This is a genomic window from Sphingobacteruim zhuxiongii (genome assembly GCF_009557615.1).
Lineage (GTDB): Bacteria > Bacteroidota > Bacteroidia > Sphingobacteriales > Sphingobacteriaceae > Sphingobacterium > Sphingobacterium zhuxiongii.
The window spans coordinates 2,263,754-2,282,666 of record NZ_CP045652.1 but is presented as its reverse complement, the minus strand read 5'-3'; the positions used below and the strand labels follow the sequence as shown (position 1 = coordinate 2,282,666).

The following is an 18,913-nucleotide window of genomic DNA, read 5'->3' as shown; positions in this document are numbered from 1 at the left end:
CGTAAATTCTCTTTAACTAATTAAAATGAAAGATTAACACCTAAGGAATAACTGGTTGGCAATGGATAAGTCGCATTATCTGTACCGCCAGCAATGATACTTCCAATAGCTGCTTCTGGTGTATAACCTGTAACCTTACTCCAAGTCTTCAAATTCTGTACATTGACAAAGAATCGCGCTTTGCGAATAAAAGTACGTGCAAGCAAGGCATCGTTAAAACTATAACCTAATTGAATGGTACGAATACGGAAGAAATCGCCCGGCTCTAAGAAGTAAGAACTGAACTTGTAGTTGTTTCCGCGACTGTTATCTAAAATAGGTTCAACATTGCTCGTGCCCGGACCTGTCCATGCATCCAAACGATTGCTCTCATAGTTTAAATCCGCAAAATTACGTGTTCTACGTTGTGCGTAGATCTTATTGCCAGCAACTCCACTACCTTCAATTTGGAAGTCAAATCCTTTGTACCCTAAAGAGAAGTTAATACCGAAATTATGTGGAGGGAATGGTGTTCCTAAGTATGTTCTTTCCTTTTCAGTGATTGCTCCATCGCCGTCAATATCTTCAAACGCAATATCCCCAGGAGCAGAACCAGGTTGTACAGCCATATTCTCGATATCATCTACAGTTTGGTAGATTCCAATTTGCTTGTAGCCATAGAAATAACCAATTGGCTGTCCTGTCTCCGTCACGTTCGCACCCTCATTTCCTAATACTCTAAAGTTGGTGTTATCTCCAATGGAGTTAACAATATTCTTATTGTAAGAGTAGTTCGCATTAATACCGTAACGTAGTTCATCTAGTTGGTTATTCCAGCCCATCGAAACCTCTATACCGCGATTGGTGATTTTGCCTAAGTTAGTGAAATAACGATCATCTGTCGCGGGCAGAGTCAACATCGTCAAGATGTCGCTTGTCGTACGGTCATATAGATTAATTTCGGCATTAAACTTATTGTTGAATGCTTTAAGATCAAGTCCTAGATCAATACCCTTAACAACCTCCCAGTGTAAGTTAGGATCTGGAACATAATCTGCTTTTACCGAGGTGTAGATATTGTCGCCAAAGACTGCAGTATTTGCATTTACGAGTCCTGGTAAGTAAACATTGTCTGCGACACCGTTGGAGTTTCCTAATTTACCCCAGGCAAAGCGTAATTTCATAAAGTTAATCTTCTCAACATTTTCGAAGAAGGACTCTTCGGATACAACCCATCCTAAACCTACGGAGCCAAATGTTCCCCAACGGTTTTTAGGAGCAAACTTTGATGAACCATCGCGACGTACTGTTGCATTCAATAAGTAGCGATTCTTATAAGCATAACTTGCACGCGCAAATACACCCGCTAACGTGTTTTGGGAGCCTTGACCCGAATAACTACCTTTCGGGTTCGAATCTTGGTTAATAATATCCAAATACCAGTAGTCTGAGTTTGGAGGTACATTCGTTGATGTATCGCGTCGAGAGCCCGATAGTTGGGTGTAATCATTAAATACGGTCGTAAAACCACCTACCGCAGTTAATCGATGATCCTCATTGAAACTCTTGTCCCAGGTTAAGGTATGATCTTGTTGGAATCTTCTAAATTCCTCATTCCTTTGATTTACGGAAGTAAAGACACGATCGTCTTGAAAGAAACTGTCAGCACCACCGTTTTCGCCTAAATACATGTAACGTGCAGCTAATGGAGAATAACCTCTAGTGTTATTGAATCCAAGGTCTGTATACACGGTTGATTTCCATTTCAAGCCTTCCATAATTTTTACTTCAGCAAATAAGCTACCTACAAAACGGTAACCGCGTGGTAATGAGGTGCCATCTAAACGATCTAAGGTAGCCATCACGTTTCCAACCTGTGCACGTTGGAAGGAAGGCATACCATAGTAGGTATTCTCATCATATTTAACACCAACAATAGGTGCTGACCATAAAGCATTGGTCAGGGTCACATTGGTCGAATTCATATTCCAATATGATCCAGAGATATCACCACCAATTTTAACACGCTCTGAGATCTTTAACTCGGAATTCAATCGCGCTGTAAAGCGTTCATAATCCCCATTACGTACAACACCTTCTTGCTTGTTATAACCTAAGCTAAAGTGTGTAGAGGACTTTTCTGTTGAGTTAGAAATACTCAGGTTGTTATTGGTATTCATAGCAGTTCTCAATACTAAGTCCTGCCAATCGGTGTTCGCTGTATATTTGCTATAATCGAATGGTGCTTTACCTAGATTCACAAGTTGCATATCATATAGCCTTTTAAAGCCTTCAGCATCCACTAAATCAATGCGATCATTGACTTGATCAAAGCCTACAGAACCTGAGAAGTTAATACTTGTTCTTCCTTGGGCAGCTTTTTTTAGGGTTACCGCAATAACACCATTGGCACCACGTAAACCGTAGATAGCAATGGATGAAGGGTCACGTAAGACATCTAAAGACTCAATGTCTTGTGGTGATAAGAAGTCAATATTATCATGTAGAACACCGTCAACTACATATAAAGGGTTGGCGTTATTGGTACTATTTACACCACGGATACGTACCGTAGGTGATCCGCCGGGAGTACCAGAGTTAGAAATCGTTAAACCCGCAACCTTACCTTGTAAAGAGCTAATAGGGTTTGCATTTGGCATGTTCGCAATCGCTTCTCCTTTCACTTGCGCAATAGAACCTGTTAAATCAACTTTTCTTTGCGTACCGTAACCAACAACGACCACTTCTTCCAAAGTCTCGTCTGCACTCTGTAGACTGATGTTGAAAAAAGTTTGATCCCCAACCGGCATTGTTCTGGTAACATAGCCGATAAAGGTAAAAGTGATGGAATCGGTAGGGGAGGCTTCTAGTGTGAATTTCCCTGTCTCGTCGGTTTGCGTAGTCACCGGTTTTCCCTTGAGGGCAACCGTAACACCGGGAATGACTGTCGAGCTTTGTCCGTCTTTTACTGTTCCTGAAATTGTGCTCTGGGCATAAGCGTGTTGTATGCCAAATACAATGCAGAAGAACATAAATAGATGCTTCATATGATTTGGATTTATAGATTTATAAATAGGTGAACGAGTATTGTTTCTTTATAAACAAAGGTTGTGATGTATTCGTTTGATTGCAAATTATCCATTAACACATCTCTACATCAATATAAAGCATACTGCTCAAATGGAAGTTTGCACTTACTTAACATATTTATAACCTGATATTTATCACATAAACACACCTCTCATCTTTATACCGATAGTGTTTAAATTACACTAAATGCTAAGTGAGGTAATGATGTAGTAAAAAATGCAATAAATGTTCTATTTCTATGTTATTTCGTTCAAGTAGGATAGTGCACTAGCGTTTCTACCACATACCTTCTGTAGATGATTCCCTACAAATATGCGACCGTAATTCCATATTTAATAAAAGGCTAAGAAAAATTTAATCGATTATATCGTAATTAGTATCCCGATTCTTGAAAAACTAGCGGCAAACCTATATGATGAATACATTACTACCATTCATCTTATGCTTGATCCTATTGATTGTCTTTCTGACAATCTGGGCGAATAAACTGCGAATTGCATATCCCATTTTACTGGTACTAGCAGGACTGGGGATTAGTTTTATTCCAGGACTACCACTTATCAAAATCGATCCTGATTTAATCTTCTTTATCTTTCTCCCGCCCTTGCTGTTTGAAGCTGCATGGTCTGTATCACTCAAGGAAATGAAGAAATGGTGGCGTATTATCGGAAGTTTTGCTTTCCTGGTCGTATTCTTTACAGCTTTCATGGTAGCAATGATCACAAATCAGATTATACCTGGCTTTAGTATCGCGCTCGGATTCGTATTAGGGGGCATCGTTTCTCCGCCGGATGCTGTTAGTACTGGGGCAATTACTAAATTCGTAAAGATCCCAAAGTCTACACAGGCAATACTGGAAGGCGAGAGTTTACTAAACGACGCATCTTCGCTTATTATCTTTCGCTTCGCACTTGTAGCAGTCGGAACCGGTAGTTTTATATGGCAGGAAGCCAGTATTGACTTTCTATGGATGCTCGTCGGTGGTGTAGGAATTGGTTTGCTTATTGCATTGATTTTTATATATATACACAAGCATTTATCAACTGATGCTCCATCTGATATTGCGCTCACCTTAATCGAACCGTATTTTATGTATTGGCTGGCAGAGCAATTCCATTGCTCAGGTGTACTGGCCGTAGTTGCAGGAGGACTCTTATTATCCTATAAACGATTAAATTTTCTATCTAGCAGCAGCCGTCTGAAAGGCTATAGTGTATGGGAGAGTTTTGTATTTCTGCTCAATGGGATGGTATTCTTACTCATTGGATTAGAGCTACCAGAGATCGTTGCAGGAATTCGTTCCCATGGCATGCCCCTTTCAACAGCAATAGGATATGGTGTCGCAGTGACTATTATTCTCATTGTTGCGAGAATGTTGTCCGCCTATGCCGCGATGCTGGCAACAATTATATTTCGTCCGCAAGTCGCTCATAGTCAACAATTCTCGAAGAGGCGTTGGACGACACCACTGCTGATGGGATGGACAGGCATGCGGGGCGTGGTTTCCCTAGCTGCTGCATTGGCAATCCCGCTCACACTTCCTAATGGGGAAGCCTTTCCTTATCGCAACTTAATTCTCTTTATAACTTTTGTTGTTATTCTATTAACGCTTGTTGTTCAAGGCTTAACATTGCCTTACCTGATTGATAAGACGAAGTTGTTTGTCGGCTTAGAAAGCGATGAAGAACGCGAGCAATCTACGCGCCTACGAATGAAAATAGGGCTAAAGCAACATGTATACAATTTCGTCAAAGCTCGTTATGAGGAAGAGTACATTGGCCATATCGGCATAGAACGTATTTTAAGGCATTGGGAAGATCAATCCAAAGTACAGGACAGTTCTTGGATGGATGATAAAGCCCGTAGAATTATGCTCGATATCTTCGCCGAACAGCGCATGTACCTAACCAACTTAAACAAGGAAGCAGAATTTGACGAAGAGATTATCCGACAACAGATCTATCAAATTGATTTGGAAGAAGAAAGACTCAAATATGTTTAATTTCCTAAGAAGGAGTTAAACTATCCCTTAACACCCATGTAATCCCAATCATCTTCACACAAAAATTTAAAATCTCACATCTAATAGCTACCAAGACATCGTCGCGTTTCATGGTGAATCTTTTGTTAGGCCACTAAGAGCCAGCGAAGGTCGGCAGAAAAAGGGACGTGGAATAAAGCGGAACGCAGTGAGCATTTATGCCGCGAAAGCCCTTTTTCTACCGAAACCTTCGACGGCTATCTTTGCAGCAACAGACGATTCTCCAAACCACCAAACTCAACGTAGCAACGATTTCCTCGACCTTCTTCCTGATATATATCTAAAATCTCATATCTATTATCTAATATCTATTTTCTAGCATATATCCTCAATTTTAAATAATTATTAAATTATACTACCGAAAGCGTTATCTCTCAATAAATCCCTATATTTATTTCTCTGCTAAAAAGAGAAACATGCAACCGACCGCTCGCCAGTTTTCTGAAGCTGATTTATTAACCAAGTTAAAAGACAATCAGGAAGAGGCCCTAATAATGATCTACAATCAATATTGGGATCGTCTCTACTTTGCATCCTATAATTTATTAGAGAATACGGAAGAAGCAGAAGAATGCGTTCAGAATGTCTTTGTAAGCTTATGGAAACGTAGGGCGACACTTGATTTAAACCATTCACTACTCACATACCTTTCTGTCGCGGTCAAATACCAAAGCATCAATTGCCTTGCTAGAATTAATCGTCGTAAGGCATTAAGCAGCGCAGATATCTCAGCTGACTATATCAACACTTTGAATCCCGAACAAGAGTTTATTGCTAAAGAACTATTTCAAAAGCTTTCTCAGAGTATAAATAATCTTCCAACCCAATGCAGAGTCGTTTATAAGATGCGTGCGGAGGAGGGTTTGACCGTACGTTCCATCTCGGAACAGCTTGGAATTAGTGATAATACCGTGAAGATGCACTTGAAAAATGCAAATAAAAAGCTTCGAAAAGACCTACTCATCGCTATCCCCGTCTTAATATCCTTATTGCTACAGCAAAAATAATTTCCTAGGGATACACCCATATCTCATTTCTCATTGACTATTATTAAAACCAAGCGCCAATAATGTCATTAAACCGAGAAAAGATTGAATCATTAGCTGCAAAACTATTGCAAGGCGACATCAGTGCCCAAGAGTTAAATCAATTGAATCAATGGATTAATGATCGACTCACAAAGGCGCCACATGCCGAACAGGTTGATGATTTACATCAATCCGATCATGTAAAGCTAAAGATGCTCCATAACATTCGTACTCGCATAGACAGCAAACCTACAAAACAGAAGCCCTGGAAAAATTATTTATGGTTTATAGCTGCACTTGCTGCCTCCTTACTGATGGTTATGTATTTCAATACAACGCCAATAACTGAAAAACCGGCTGTACGACAGGAAGTCTTGGAACCCGAATTAACCATGCAAGCCGATACCGTCTATCCGGTTACAGGGGCTGCCTATCTTACTTTATCCGATGGGCGTCAAATTCCGCTCGAGAAAGCACAATCAGCACTAATCTTAAGAGATGGTCAATTACTATATGCAGATGGCACACAGGCTCTAGAATCAGCTAAAGCGATAACGCCTGGTGTAGTAACACTCAACACACCTGCTGGATCTCGCTTCTCCTTAACCTTATCCGACGGCACCAAGGTCTGGTTAAATGCTAATAGCTCGATCAGCTACCCATTAAACTTCGCTGGAAACTATCGACAGGTTAGTCTGACAGGCGAAGCCTATTTCGAAGTACATAAGAATGCCAAGCAACCATTTCAAGTAAAGATTGAGAGCGGAATGATTCAGGTCTTAGGTACCGCGTTCAACATATCAGCTTACACCGATAAGAAAATAAAGAAAACTACAGTGATCGAGGGAGCTGTACGCGTCGCTCAGGATGGCAAGAATCAGCCAGAGACGTTAGTTTTAAAACCGAATGAACAAGCCCTCATGAGCAACGAGAGCATTCGTAAACAACAGGTTGACGCCCAAGCAACGATTGCATGGAAAGATGGACTATTCTATTTCGATTCTATATCCGCACATGAAGCATTCTCGCAACTCGCAGATTGGTACGACCTTAATATCCTTTACGAGGGTAATTTATCTGATATCTCTTTTTATGGGGTTATAGATCGCCATAAATCTTTGGGTGCTATTCTCAAAATATTGGAGCGCAGCGGCGTAAAGTTTAAACTGTATCAGCAGGCAGGTAGAAAGACATTAAAAATTATAAAGACCTAATACAATGGAGAAAAGGAGGATGCCTATGATGAATTAAGCTAGCCAAGCTTATTCAAAAAGAACGGATGATGCGGCAAACATCACCCGTAATGCTTTTGGATAAGAAATATACCATACGAATGAACATATTTTATACTTAACCAAACCTAACAAATATATGATTAATCGATTATTAATGATTATGAAGCTGGTTTTTTTAATGACCATATTGTTTACTTTTCAAACCTTTGCAGGCATCAAAGCACAGAAGATTTCTCTAACTGTGAAGAATCGTCCGCTCGGCGAGATTATGAAAGATATACAACGGAAACATCAGGTATCTTTTTTAATTCGAGGAAAAGAGATTGCGGGCACAAGAGTTACCGCAAATATACATCAAGAGGAACTATCCATTGCCATGAACAAACTACTGAATGGCACGGCTTTAAATTGGTATGAGGAGCAGGGCACCGTGGTGATTGTTCCAGGACATGAGTTACCTGCTTATGTGCCTGAATTGGTACAAGAACGCGTTGTCTCAGGACAAGTTACCGATGAAGCTGGAAAACCATTACCAGGGGTTACTGTCGCATTAAAAGGCAGCAGTAGCGTCACAGGTAGTAATGAAAATGGAACTTACAGAATTACCGTTAAGGATAATCAGTCTGTGCTATCCTTCCGAATACTTGGCTATCAACCCGTCGAATTAAGCGTAGGATCCAATATCACATTGAATGTCAAACTGAAAGCCCTCATTAGTGACTTGGATGAGGTTGTCGTTGTAGGTTATGGAACACAAAAGAAATCGACCTTAACTGGTGCGGTAAGCCAAGTTGGTGGTGAAGTATTTGAAAACCGAGCCATTGTCAATGTCTCGCAAGGGCTTCAGGGGGCAATTCCGAACTTAAACATTGCCTTTTCAGATGGTAAACCGACACGTGCACCTGCGTATAATGTCCGTGGTACAACATCCATTGGTCAAGGTGGTAGCGCATTAATTCTAATTGATGGGGTAGAGGGCGACCCTACCTTACTGAATCCCAATGATATCGAATCGGTTTCTGTGCTCAAGGATGCTTCTTCGGCAGCAATCTATGGAGCCCGTGGCGCATTTGGGGTTGTTTTAATCACCACAAAAGTACCAAAGCAAGGCGTAACGCAGTTTTCATACTCCTCCAACTACTCCATCAATAAATTCACAGCAAAGAACGATTATGTTTCGGATGGCTATTTATGGGCGAGTATGTTTAATGAAGCATTCTCCGCATGGAATGATTATAATGCAGTACCTCAGAACGTTAACAAGAGCATGAAATTCTCCTTAGATTACCTCAAGGAGTTGGAGCGTCGCTCGAAAGATCCAAGTCTACCAAAAGTGGAGGTCGATCCAACAACAGGTGAGTATACTTATTATGGGAATACCAATTGGTGGAATGAATTATATAAACCGAGTAGCTTCTCCCATGATCAGAATATATCTTTGTCTGGAAGCTCTGAAAAGGTTAACTATATGGTATCTGGACGTTACATCAGCCGTCCAGGGATTTTTAACTATAATTCTGATGATTACGATTCTTACAACCTCCGAGGTAAAGGAACAATTCAACTGACCGATTGGTTAAGCCTGACAAACAACACTACTTTCTCCAGTAATTCCTACATGAGTCCAATCGGTATTAATGAGGCTAATATTTGGCGTGCGGTTCAATATGATGCGCCCCCGATGGCACCTATGTTTAATCCTGATGGCTCGTTAACCCTTGCCGCAGCTTATTCCGTAGGCACCTTGTATGAGGGTAAAAATGGAACGACAAGCAAGAAAAGCTTCTTCGGGAATACTACAAGCTTATCGACGAAGTTTTTTAATAACAAACTCCGCATAAAGGGCGATTTCACGTATAATCAGACCAACTTAGGAAGTACCCGCATCCGTATTCCAATTGCATATAGCAATATTGCTGGCGCAAGCGAGTTTATTGGCATGAGTACCAACGATATCCAGGAAACGACAGATCAAACCAAATTCATCACCTCCAACGTGTACGGTGAATACGAGGAGCAGCTAGAGGATCATTACTTTAAGGTGTTATTGGGTGGGAATTACGAACTCTCCACAGGAAATGGGCTCTCTGTTTTACGTAACGGACTTATCTTTGACGGCGTCGAAAACATCAATTTAGCATTTGGTCAAGGTATTACAACGGGAGGAAGATATCAGCAATGGAATGTTGCCGGAGGTTTTTATCGCTTAAACTATGCTTACAAGAATCGATACCTATTTGAGATGAACGGCCGCTATGATGGTTCTTCGAAGTTTCCAAACGATGAGCGCTTCGCCTTTTTCCCATCATTCTCTGCTGGTTGGAACCTATCCGATGAACCCTTTTGGCAGGTATCGAAGGCTGCTGTAGGATTATTGAAGATTAGAGGTTCTTATGGTGCATTAGGTAACGGAAGTATCAATCCATATGCTTTTAATGAAACCTATAATATCGCACAACTCGGACGCATCCTCAATGGAATCCGCCCACAATACACCAATCAGGCGGCTGTACTGCCCGATGGACTAACTTGGGAGAAGTCAACCACTGCAAATATTGGATTGGATGCAAACTTCTTGAACAACAAGCTGACTTTAAATGCTGATGCCTATATCCGTAAAACAACGGACATGTTTACTATTGGCGTAACTCTGCCTGCCGTGTTTGGTGCAGGTTCCCCACGAGGAAACTACGCCGACCTGGAGACCAAGGGCTGGGAAGTATCCATCGGATGGCAAGATCAGTTCCAGCTACAGTCGAAGAACTTTAAGTACAGTATCAACCTAGGACTCTCAGACTATGTGGCAACCATATTGAAATACAACAATCCGTTTAAACGCTTAACAGATTATTACGAAGGTCAGCGAATAGGCAGTATATGGGGATTTGAAACTGGGGGATTCTTTCAATCACAAGCTGAGATTAATGGTTGGGCTGATCAACGTTTATATAAATCTTCCGTATCAGGAACCAGCTTACCAGGGGATATCAAGTTTATCGACCGAAACAATGATGGTGTAATCAATATGGGCGATAATACGGTAGACTCTCCAGGAGATCGTTATATTATCGGAAATAGCGAACCACGCTATCGCTTTGGGCTAAACCTCAATACCGAATGGAATAATTTCACCTTGAGTGCCTTCTTCCAAGGCATTGGTAAACAGGATTGGTATCCGGATCGCAATTCTGCGCCTTTCTGGGGGCAATATGTGGCCCAATATGCCAATATCCCGAGCTTCCAATTGGGGAATATTTGGACAGAAGAAAATACAGATGCCTATTTCCCGCGCTACCGTGCTTATTTAGCATTGAGTGCAGACCGCACATTGGGACAGGAACAGACGAAATACTTGCAGAATGCAGCATATATCCGTTTGAAAAATATACAATTCGGCTATAAACTTCCTCAATCATTAATCTCTAAGATTAAGCTACGTGAGGCACAACTGTATCTATCGGGGGAAAACTTATGGACTTATTCGCCTTTTTACAAACTCACTAAAGGACAAATCGATGTGGAGAATATCCGTAATGCTGATCCAGAGCTAGGATCTGGTGGAGGTGGAGGGCATGCCTATCCCATCTTGAAGAACTATAGTTTGGGCGTTCGCGTGTCCTTTTAATTAATTAAATAACAACAAGATGTTTAATTTAATTTTAGTAAAATGAGAAAATTATTAGCCTTAATCATAATTTCATTCACCTTTATTCAGTGTTCTAAGTTGGATCAGGAGCCCAAGGCAGTGATGTCAAAGAATGCTGTATTTGAGAATGAAGCAGGGGTTGCCTTATATGCCAATTCCTTTTACAATTTACTTCCCAATGCCAATGGCGTTATGCGATCAGGGAATGATGAAATGTCGGATATGATTGCAAGGAATACTGTTCCGAGTTACTTGATCCCAAGAGGATTTGGTCCGCAGCAAAGCTCCGGATGGTCTTGGAATGATCTCCGAAATATCAATTCCTTCCTGCAGAATCTCGACAATTCATCACTTTCCGCAGATATTAAGAGAAACTATACAGGAATTGCTCGTTTCTTTAGGGCCATGTTCTATTTCGATAAAGTGGTTCGATTTGGCGATGTGCCTTGGATTAATAAAGCAATGACTGTGGATGATGAGGACTTGTATAAGGGTCGCGACAGCCGATTTGTTGTGATGGATTCGGTGCTTGCCGATCTAGACTATGCTGTAGAGGCTATTGCCTTAACGCAAGACAACTCCCGAACACTGATCACTAAGAATATTGCGCAAGCCCTCAAATCGAGAATCTGCTTATTTGAAGGAACTTTCAGGAAATATCAAACCCAATATGGGCAGGTTAGCACAGCTAATAAGTATTTAGAGGAGGCTGTAAAAGCGTCTGAAGCCATTATAGCATCCAAGCAATTTTCCTTGAATACAGGCGATAAAGGATATAGAAACTTGTTTATTAGCAAAAGTCCCGTAGCAAACGAGGTAATGCTTGCGAATGTATACAGTACGCAATTGGCGGTTTTACATGACGCCAACTGGTATTGGACCAGCGCCACCTATGGTATACGCGCTAGTTTTACGAAGACTTTTATCAATACATATCTGAATATCGATGGAACGCCATTTACCAATAATCCGAATTACGATAAGCTCATCTTTCAAGAAGAAACAAAAAATAGAGATCAACGTTTATCACAAACAATTCGTACGAAAGATTACGGCCGGATTAATGCGAATGTCTTCAGTCTTTCGCCTCCATTATTCTCTTATACCTATACAGGATATCAGCCTATAAAATGGGTGCTTGACGACCGTTATTATGACACCAACAGTTATAATGATAATGTGACTCCAATCTTTCGCTATGCGGAGATTCTTTTGAACTACGCGGAGGCAAAAGCGGAATTAAAGAATCTAAGCCTTGCCGATTGGAATATGAGCATTGGCGCCTTACGCAGCCGAGCGGGTATTACGAATACCGCTTTGCCAACGACCGCTGATCCCTATTTGCAGACGAAGTATTTCCCTGGAATAACAGACCCGCTATTGCTGGAAATCCGTCGAGAACGAGGAATTGAACTTGTATTAGAAGGCTTCCGTTTCCGCGACTTAATCCGCTGGAAGAAAGGTGATTTATTAGAGATGGAATGGGATGGAATGTATGTTCCTGCGTTGAACACCTATATCGACCTCAATGAAGACAATGTGCCTGATGTTTATTTTTATCAGGGCACTTTAAGCGTTTCTAGAATCGCTGGTGTATCGTATATGGATGTTTCTGCAACATTAAGTTCCGGACAAGTCAATCCTTTTCAATTGAAGGGGGGCACCTCAGGAAAGATCATCTGGTCTAACCATATCAAGCGTGAATGGGAAGATTTTAAATATATTTATCCAATTCCAGAACCCGATCGGCTTCAGAACCCAAATTTGGGACAAAATGCCGGCTGGGAAATGAACTAAACAAAACATGATGAAAAAAAATCAAGCTAAACTACTGTTACCCTTATTGGCCATTCTTGTCATTCTTGGATGTGCGACAAAGCGAGAAGCAAAAACCGAGAAGCCCATTAAAGTAATGGCATATAATATACATATTGCGAGTCCACCGAGCATCAAACCTGATTTTTCATTTACAGATCTAGATGCAGTCGCTGATGTCATCAATCGTGAAAAACCAGATTTGGTATCTCTACAAGAGGTCGATAAATATACGGCACGTTCGGGCAAGCAATCACATCAAGCCAATGACTTGGGTGCTAAAACAGGTATGTATGCACATTTTGCAGATGCTGTAGATCGGTCTGAAGGCGTTCAAGGAGTTGCCATCTTGTCGAAATATCCGATTAAGAAAGCGGATCAATATAAGCTGCCTGTTCCTCAAGGATCGAAAGGAGAGACCCGATCGATCGCATTGGTGATTGTAGAGATTGCAGGAAAAGACGTGTTGTTCTGTAGTACGCATATCGACCATATGTCTGATGAAACGCGTCAATTCCAAGTTAATCAAATATTGACTATTCTAGCCAAGTATAAAGGATATCCGATTATCTTCTCTGGCGATTTGAATATGCAACCAAATAGTCCAGTATTCAAAAGCTTCGACGGTGTTTTAAACCCATCGACAAATCAACTATTGACTTTCCCATCGGTAAAACCGAAGCTGATTCTTGATTATATATTATTCAATAATCAGTTTAACGATGCCTTTACATTTAAGCGCTATTATACAGTAGATGAGAAGTATGCATCTGACCATTTACCATTAGTAGCTGAGTTTGTAGCTAAATAAGCAAATCAATTAAGCAAAAAAAATGCGAGGAGAAAATAGACATATTTTCTCCTCGCTTATTTTATCGACCTACGTATATTTCTTATATCCAAAATCTAATGTCTTACATCTAAATACAATCTACCATCTCTCGATATACCTGAGTCGTACCTCAGCCCTTTATTTCGAAAGAAGTGCTACATAAGTCTAGACCTATGCAGACAAGCATAGTAATCTCTTCGCAGCATAGTAAGAAAACAAAAAAGAAGTAAGACTTAGTTTTAAGTAACAATGTGAGGGATTCGGGATACTTTCCCTAGATCACGCGCTCGTACTTGGCATGCAATTTCCAGAAACAGCCCATTTCTTCGGCGGTTACGGTCGCCTTTTTCCAGTCGTTTAACCATAGATCGATGTCTTTGCCATGCACTTCAAATTTCCCAAAGAAGAAATCATTCTCCTTGATATAGAATCCGTAGTGCTTATCCAGGGTATGGAGGATATCGATTTGTAGTTTTTCGAAAAAAAGTATGCTATGTTCTTCAAAAGGGAAAGCTGCGGGATGATGAATTAGTCCATTATGTTCAACGGCGAGCACTTCATTCTTAATTGCCAAGGGAAAGTAAAAAATTGGAAGTCGATCTAACTCAATAGTATTTTCCCCCGATTTCTGAAGGACAGCACGGTTTAGTAAGGGAATGGGGTCCATATTTTTAACGTTTGCGGAATTGCTATCCTCGGCAAAATGATCCTCAAAATTGAGAATTTCATTGACCGTAAGTTTCTTTTCCAGCAAATGCGCAACGGGAATGCCAAAATATTTGGCAATTTGTAGAATTACCGAAATTTTAGGTTCAGCACGAAATTCCTCATACGAAGAAATATTTCCTCTAGTGAGACTAAATAGCTCGGCAAATGCCTGTTGGCTTAAACCTTTTACACTTCGTAGCTTTTTAATATTCGTTCCGATTTGCGTCATTGTCAAAAATATTAAATTTTTATTGCAAAATAATTTTGCATTAATTATCTTTATGCAAACATTATTAGCAAATATATAAAAATATTAGCCAATGCCATTTAACAAAGTTGAAAAATACTTATTGGACCTAGGATTTACGATTAGCTCAAAAAACAGAGAGGAGGGATTCTTTGTCGTCGAGAGCGAAATGGAAGGGATCAAGAATCTGATTATCGGTGTGACCGCACCGCTTATTATCTTCGAGCAATACCTATTTTCTTTGCAGCACGATAAGCTGGAGGTTTTCAAAGCGCTCTTAAAAAAGAATAGGGATATCATTCACGGCGCCTTTGCGCTGACTGAGGATGGGCGACGTGTAATCTTTCGATATACAATACAATCGCATAATCTAGATCAGAATGAATTCGACGCGGCTATTAATTCACTTTCTTTATTGATGAGTGAATATTACGAACAGTTAATTGATTTTTCTAAACCCTAGTGAAAATGAATATATTTAAGAGATTATTAAAAATAGGGCAGTCAGACATTCACGCATTAGTGGAGAAAATGGAAGACCCTATTGCATTAACAGAGCAAGGTATCGACGATATGAAAGGACAGCTCATGGCCATGAATGAAGGCTATATTTCTGCCCGAGCTATTGTTATCCGTTTGGAAAATTCAATCGAGGACAAGAAGCGTGAAGCGACTGTATACGAAGAGAAGGCCACAAAGATTCTGTTAATGGCGCAACAAGGGGAGTTAAAACCTGAAAAAGCCGAGCAATTGGCAATTGAAGCCTTGGGCTTGAAGAAGCAAATGTTGGCAGACTGTGACTCATTAGCGGAACAAGTGGGCACGCATAACGAGCGGGTGAAAGAAATCAATGAAAAGATCGATGTTCTGAAATTCAATATCACGAAGTGGAAGAAAGAATTGGATTCTTTAGTTGCCAAGAAGCAGATCAATAGCGCTTCCGAGTTTGCTAACCGACAGATGGCAAATATTGACCATAACAGTACGGTCGACATGTTAAAGCGCATCAAGTCGCGTGATCAGCAGGATGAAGCCTATGAACAGGCGGTGCATGAGTTGGCGCGGTTAAAAATTAATTTGGATATCGATTATACACTGGCATCGAATGATGGCGTGAAAAATGAATTAGAAGCATTAAAACGTAAGCTAGGTATATAAGATTGAAATACACACTAGCGTAGACGGATGGGTCGACGAATAAATAAGAAGCATAATAACGTAAACTAGCAATATAAACAATGAAAAGATTTGAATACAAGACGGTAAAAATAGAACCGAAAGGGTTTTGGGGAACTAAACTCGATCCGGAAGAGATTGACAAAATTCTGAATGAGTATGGACAACAAGGCTGGGAATTAGTTTCTATGCAGGATCTTTCAGCCCAAGGCACCTCATGGACTTTCCATTATACGTTTAAACGTGCTAATTAATATGAAATTATGACAGAGATCTGGAACATATTATTTAATCCCCTGCCCAATGCGATCATGACGCTGTTGACTGGTATTTCACTCGTCTATTGGTTGTTTAGTATGCTCTTGGGAGATGGATTCGACTTCGGTACGGATGCAGATATCCAATTTGAAGGTGCTGATGTACAGGATGTTGATATAGATGGCGATGCGGATGCACAGGCGGATACTGACACGGAACAGCATGTTGAACCCTCATTTTTCTCAAAAGCTATGGATTTTATATATGTCGGCAAAGCGCCAATGATGGTCCTTGTCACACTCTTTAAATTTATCGGATGGGTAGTCACTATCGTTTCTTCCCTGGTACTAAACCTATCGGCTTATGGCTGGAAGTCGGTTTGGATCCTAATTCCAGTATTTATACTGAGTTTCTTCCTCTTGCATTACGTAGCGATTCCCTTCGTTAAGCTGTACAAAAATGTTGGCTACACGGGCGAAGAGGCCTACGATTTCATCGGACGCGTCGGAAAAATGCGATCATCGATCCATTCCGATCAATTAGGTGCAATCGAGCTGATCATCAATCGGGATGTTATTCGATTAAATGTTAAAAGCCAAGATGGGCTGCAGCTAAGTTATGGGGATGATGTGGTAATCACCAATCAGGATCCCGAAAGGAAATTTTACATCGTTCAAAAAGATATCAACTTAAATAATATTTAACCAATTCAATACTTATATATGAGCAACACACTATTATTTTTAGATGGAATCACAGGGGTCGTTTTATTCGCTGTGGGCGCAATAGTCTTTATTATTTTCGCGTTTTTTGTCGTACTAAGCATGTTTTACAAAAAAATCCCCCAGGGGAAAGCGATTGTTCGTTCGGGCGTTGGTGGTACTAAAGTGGCATTTAACAAAGGAATGTATGTGATACCGGTTTTCCATAAAATGGAAATTATGGATATATCGGTTAAGAAAATAGAGATTAATCGGATGCAAGGGGATGGCTTGATCTGTAAGGATAATATCCGCGCAGATATTAAAGTAGCATTCTTTGTGCGTGTCAATAAATCTGTTGACGATGTCATCAATGTTGCTCAGAACTTGGGTTGTGATCGTGCATCCGATCCTGAAACGCTAAAGAGCATCTTTGAGGCTAAGTTCTCGGAAGCTTTGAAAACTGTTGGTAAGAAATTTGATTTTACCGAGCTGTATGAGGCTCGTCGTGAATTTAGAGATGAGATCTTGAATATTATCGGACCTGACTTAAACGGCTATATCTTGGATGACTGTGCCATTGACTATTTAGAACAAACGGAACTGAAGTTCTTGAGCACAGAAAACATTTTGGATTCCGAAGGTATCAAGAAGATTACGGAATTGACAGCGAAACAGAATATGAATGCCAACTTAATTCGTCGTGAAGAGGAGAAGGTTATTAAGAAGCAAAATGTTGAAGCGCGCGAAGCGATTTTGGAATTAGAACGTCAATTGGCGGAGAAGGAAGAAAAGCAACGTCGTGAAGTCGATAACATCAAAGCTCGTGAGGAAGCTGAAATTATGAAGGTTCGCGAAGAGGAGCGTTTGAAATCAGAAACAGTTCGTATATCAACGGAGGAATCTCTTGCGATTCAAGAGGAAAATAAGCTGCGTCAGATCATTATTGCCGAAAAGAGCAAGCAACGTACCGATGCTGTAGAAACTGAGCGTGTAGAGAAGGATAGAGCTTTAGAGGCGACAGAGCGCGAGCGTATTGTTGCTTTAGCACAGATTGATAAGCAACGTTCGATAGAATCGGAACAAAAAAGTATTCAAGGTGTAATCAAGGAACGTGTTCAGTTAGAGAAGGGCGTAATTGAGGAGCAACAAGCAGTTAAAGATATTGAAGTGTTCCGTGACGTAGAGCGTAAGAAGCAAGCGGGCGTGATAGCTGCATCACAAGAAGCGGAAGAGCGCTTGATAGCGACTGTGAAAGCGGCTGAAGCTTCTAAAATTGCCGCAGAGCAAGAAGCAGAGAAGAAAGTAATCGATGCAGAGGCTTCGCGTAAAATTGCGGAGAAGAAAGCGCAAGAGTTGTTAATTGAAGCGGAAGCGAAGAAAGAGGCATCGTCGAAAGAAGCAGAATCGCGTAAGATTATTGCGGAAGCGCAAGCGAAAGAAGAGGCGGCATTTGGATTATCGGAAGCTGAGGTAATGGTTGCCAAGGCGGAAGCGTTGGAAATCCAAGGCACGAAAGAAGCTGCTGTGATTGAAAAGAAAGCGGAAGCGATGCGCAAAGAAGGATTAGCGCAGGCGGAAGTTGTTCGTGAGAAAGCAATGGCTGAAGCGAAGGGCATTGAGGAGAAGGCTGCAGCGATGAAACAATTGGATGGTGTTGGTAAAGAGCACGAAGAGTTTAAGCTTCAATTACAAAAAGAACGTGATATTGACTTAGCACATATCAATATCCAAAAAGATATTGCAACGGCACAGTCGGCGGTATTATCTGAAGCCTTGAAATCGGCGAAGATCGACATCGTGGGTGGCGAAACAATGTTCTTCGAGAATATTGTTCGTCAAGTGTCGAATAGTAAAGGTTTTGACCACTTAATCAATAATTCTACTCATGCTACGGCAATAAAAGACGCTTTATTGAGTCCCGATGGAAATGGTGACTTAGCAGCGAAGGTTCGTAGTTTGGCAGATAAATATGGAATTTCATCCAATGACATTAAAAACCTGACCGTATCAGCTGCATTAATCAAATTGCAGCAGGCGGCCACCGCTTCCGAAGATGAGGACGACAAGGGATTCATCAACTCCTTATTGGGAATGGCGAAGAACTTAGGATTGTCCAACAAGAAATTGGGCTAAGGATTGATTAAGCAGGAAAAG

Annotated in this window: 13 protein-coding genes; 11 read left to right on the top strand and 2 right to left on the bottom strand. The window is 40.8% G+C overall.

Annotated elements, in window-relative coordinates:
• Positions 1-20: 20 nt before the first annotated feature.
• Entirely contained in the window at positions 21-3,026 is a 3,006-nt protein-coding gene (locus tag GFH32_RS09730; RefSeq protein WP_153511428.1) for a SusC/RagA family TonB-linked outer membrane protein, read from the bottom strand.
• 455 nt (positions 3,027-3,481) lie between these two features.
• Between GFH32_RS09730 and GFH32_RS09725 the strand changes: the two genes are divergently transcribed.
• From GFH32_RS09725 to GFH32_RS09700, 6 genes are all read left to right on the top strand, one after another.
• Complete coding sequence (locus tag GFH32_RS09725) at positions 3,482-5,071, top strand: Na+/H+ antiporter (RefSeq protein ID WP_317162858.1); 1,590 nt, start codon at positions 3,482-3,484, stop codon at positions 5,069-5,071.
• Positions 5,072-5,526: 455 nt separating this feature from the next.
• Positions 5,527-6,117 carry an RNA polymerase sigma factor gene (locus GFH32_RS09720; RefSeq protein WP_153511427.1) on the top strand — a complete coding sequence of 197 codons (591 nt, stop codon included), beginning with the start codon at positions 5,527-5,529 and terminating at the stop codon, positions 6,115-6,117.
• A 62-nt stretch (positions 6,118-6,179) separates the two neighbouring features.
• Positions 6,180-7,352: a FecR family protein gene (locus GFH32_RS09715; RefSeq protein ID WP_153511426.1), complete on the top strand. Its 1,173-nt coding sequence runs from the start codon at positions 6,180-6,182 to the stop codon at positions 7,350-7,352.
• Between the two features lie 157 nt (positions 7,353-7,509).
• Entirely contained in the window at positions 7,510-10,998 is a 3,489-nt protein-coding gene (locus GFH32_RS09710) for a SusC/RagA family TonB-linked outer membrane protein (RefSeq protein WP_153511425.1), read from the top strand.
• A gap of 42 nt (positions 10,999-11,040) precedes the next feature.
• The gene (locus GFH32_RS09705; protein WP_153511424.1) at positions 11,041-12,816 is read left to right on the top strand and encodes a RagB/SusD family nutrient uptake outer membrane protein; all 1,776 of its coding nucleotides are present in this window, start codon (positions 11,041-11,043) and stop codon (positions 12,814-12,816) included.
• A 7-nt stretch (positions 12,817-12,823) separates the two neighbouring features.
• Entirely contained in the window at positions 12,824-13,645 is an 822-nt protein-coding gene (locus GFH32_RS09700) for an endonuclease/exonuclease/phosphatase family protein (protein WP_153511423.1), read from the top strand.
• 295 nt (positions 13,646-13,940) lie between these two features.
• Here the strand turns inward: GFH32_RS09700 and GFH32_RS09695 are convergent, their stop codons facing one another.
• Positions 13,941-14,603 (bottom strand): helix-turn-helix domain-containing protein, encoded by a 663-nt coding sequence (locus GFH32_RS09695; RefSeq protein WP_153511422.1) that lies wholly within the window; start codon positions 14,601-14,603, stop codon positions 13,941-13,943.
• Positions 14,604-14,694: 91 nt separating this feature from the next.
• Between GFH32_RS09695 and GFH32_RS09690 the strand changes: the two genes are divergently transcribed.
• The 5 genes from GFH32_RS09690 to GFH32_RS09670 all read left to right on the top strand — a co-directional run bounded on the left by GFH32_RS09690 (position 14,695) and on the right by GFH32_RS09670 (position 18,892).
• Positions 14,695-15,084 carry a YbjN domain-containing protein gene (locus GFH32_RS09690; protein WP_153511421.1) on the top strand — a complete coding sequence of 130 codons (390 nt, stop codon included), beginning with the start codon at positions 14,695-14,697 and terminating at the stop codon, positions 15,082-15,084.
• Between the two features lie 5 nt (positions 15,085-15,089).
• Complete coding sequence (locus tag GFH32_RS09685; protein ID WP_153511420.1) at positions 15,090-15,779, top strand: PspA/IM30 family protein; 690 nt, start codon at positions 15,090-15,092, stop codon at positions 15,777-15,779.
• An 80-nt stretch (positions 15,780-15,859) separates the two neighbouring features.
• Positions 15,860-16,051, top strand: coding sequence for a DUF4177 domain-containing protein (locus GFH32_RS09680; protein ID WP_153511419.1), 192 nt, complete (start codon positions 15,860-15,862; stop codon positions 16,049-16,051).
• Positions 16,052-16,060: 9 nt separating this feature from the next.
• On the top strand, positions 16,061-16,759 hold the full coding sequence (locus GFH32_RS09675) for an OB-fold-containig protein (RefSeq protein ID WP_153511418.1): 699 nt from the start codon (positions 16,061-16,063) through the stop codon (positions 16,757-16,759).
• Between the two features lie 18 nt (positions 16,760-16,777).
• On the top strand, positions 16,778-18,892 hold the full coding sequence (locus GFH32_RS09670; RefSeq protein ID WP_153511417.1) for a flotillin family protein: 2,115 nt from the start codon (positions 16,778-16,780) through the stop codon (positions 18,890-18,892).
• Positions 18,893-18,913 lie beyond the last annotated feature (21 nt).

Coding starts and splice junctions, on each gene's coding strand:
- GFH32_RS09730 (WP_153511428.1), bottom strand. CDS start 3,026: ATGAAGCATCTATTTATGTTCTTCTGCATTGTATTTGGCATACAACAC.
- GFH32_RS09725 (WP_317162858.1), top strand. CDS start 3,482: ATGATGAATACATTACTACCATTCATCTTATGCTTGATCCTATTGATT.
- GFH32_RS09720 (WP_153511427.1), top strand. CDS start 5,527: ATGCAACCGACCGCTCGCCAGTTTTCTGAAGCTGATTTATTAACCAAG.
- GFH32_RS09715 (WP_153511426.1), top strand. CDS start 6,180: ATGTCATTAAACCGAGAAAAGATTGAATCATTAGCTGCAAAACTATTG.
- GFH32_RS09710 (WP_153511425.1), top strand. CDS start 7,510: ATGATTAATCGATTATTAATGATTATGAAGCTGGTTTTTTTAATGACC.
- GFH32_RS09705 (WP_153511424.1), top strand. CDS start 11,041: ATGAGAAAATTATTAGCCTTAATCATAATTTCATTCACCTTTATTCAG.
- GFH32_RS09700 (WP_153511423.1), top strand. CDS start 12,824: ATGATGAAAAAAAATCAAGCTAAACTACTGTTACCCTTATTGGCCATT.
- GFH32_RS09695 (WP_153511422.1), bottom strand. CDS start 14,603: ATGACGCAAATCGGAACGAATATTAAAAAGCTACGAAGTGTAAAAGGT.
- GFH32_RS09690 (WP_153511421.1), top strand. CDS start 14,695: ATGCCATTTAACAAAGTTGAAAAATACTTATTGGACCTAGGATTTACG.
- GFH32_RS09685 (WP_153511420.1), top strand. CDS start 15,090: ATGAATATATTTAAGAGATTATTAAAAATAGGGCAGTCAGACATTCAC.
- GFH32_RS09680 (WP_153511419.1), top strand. CDS start 15,860: ATGAAAAGATTTGAATACAAGACGGTAAAAATAGAACCGAAAGGGTTT.
- GFH32_RS09675 (WP_153511418.1), top strand. CDS start 16,061: ATGACAGAGATCTGGAACATATTATTTAATCCCCTGCCCAATGCGATC.
- GFH32_RS09670 (WP_153511417.1), top strand. CDS start 16,778: ATGAGCAACACACTATTATTTTTAGATGGAATCACAGGGGTCGTTTTA.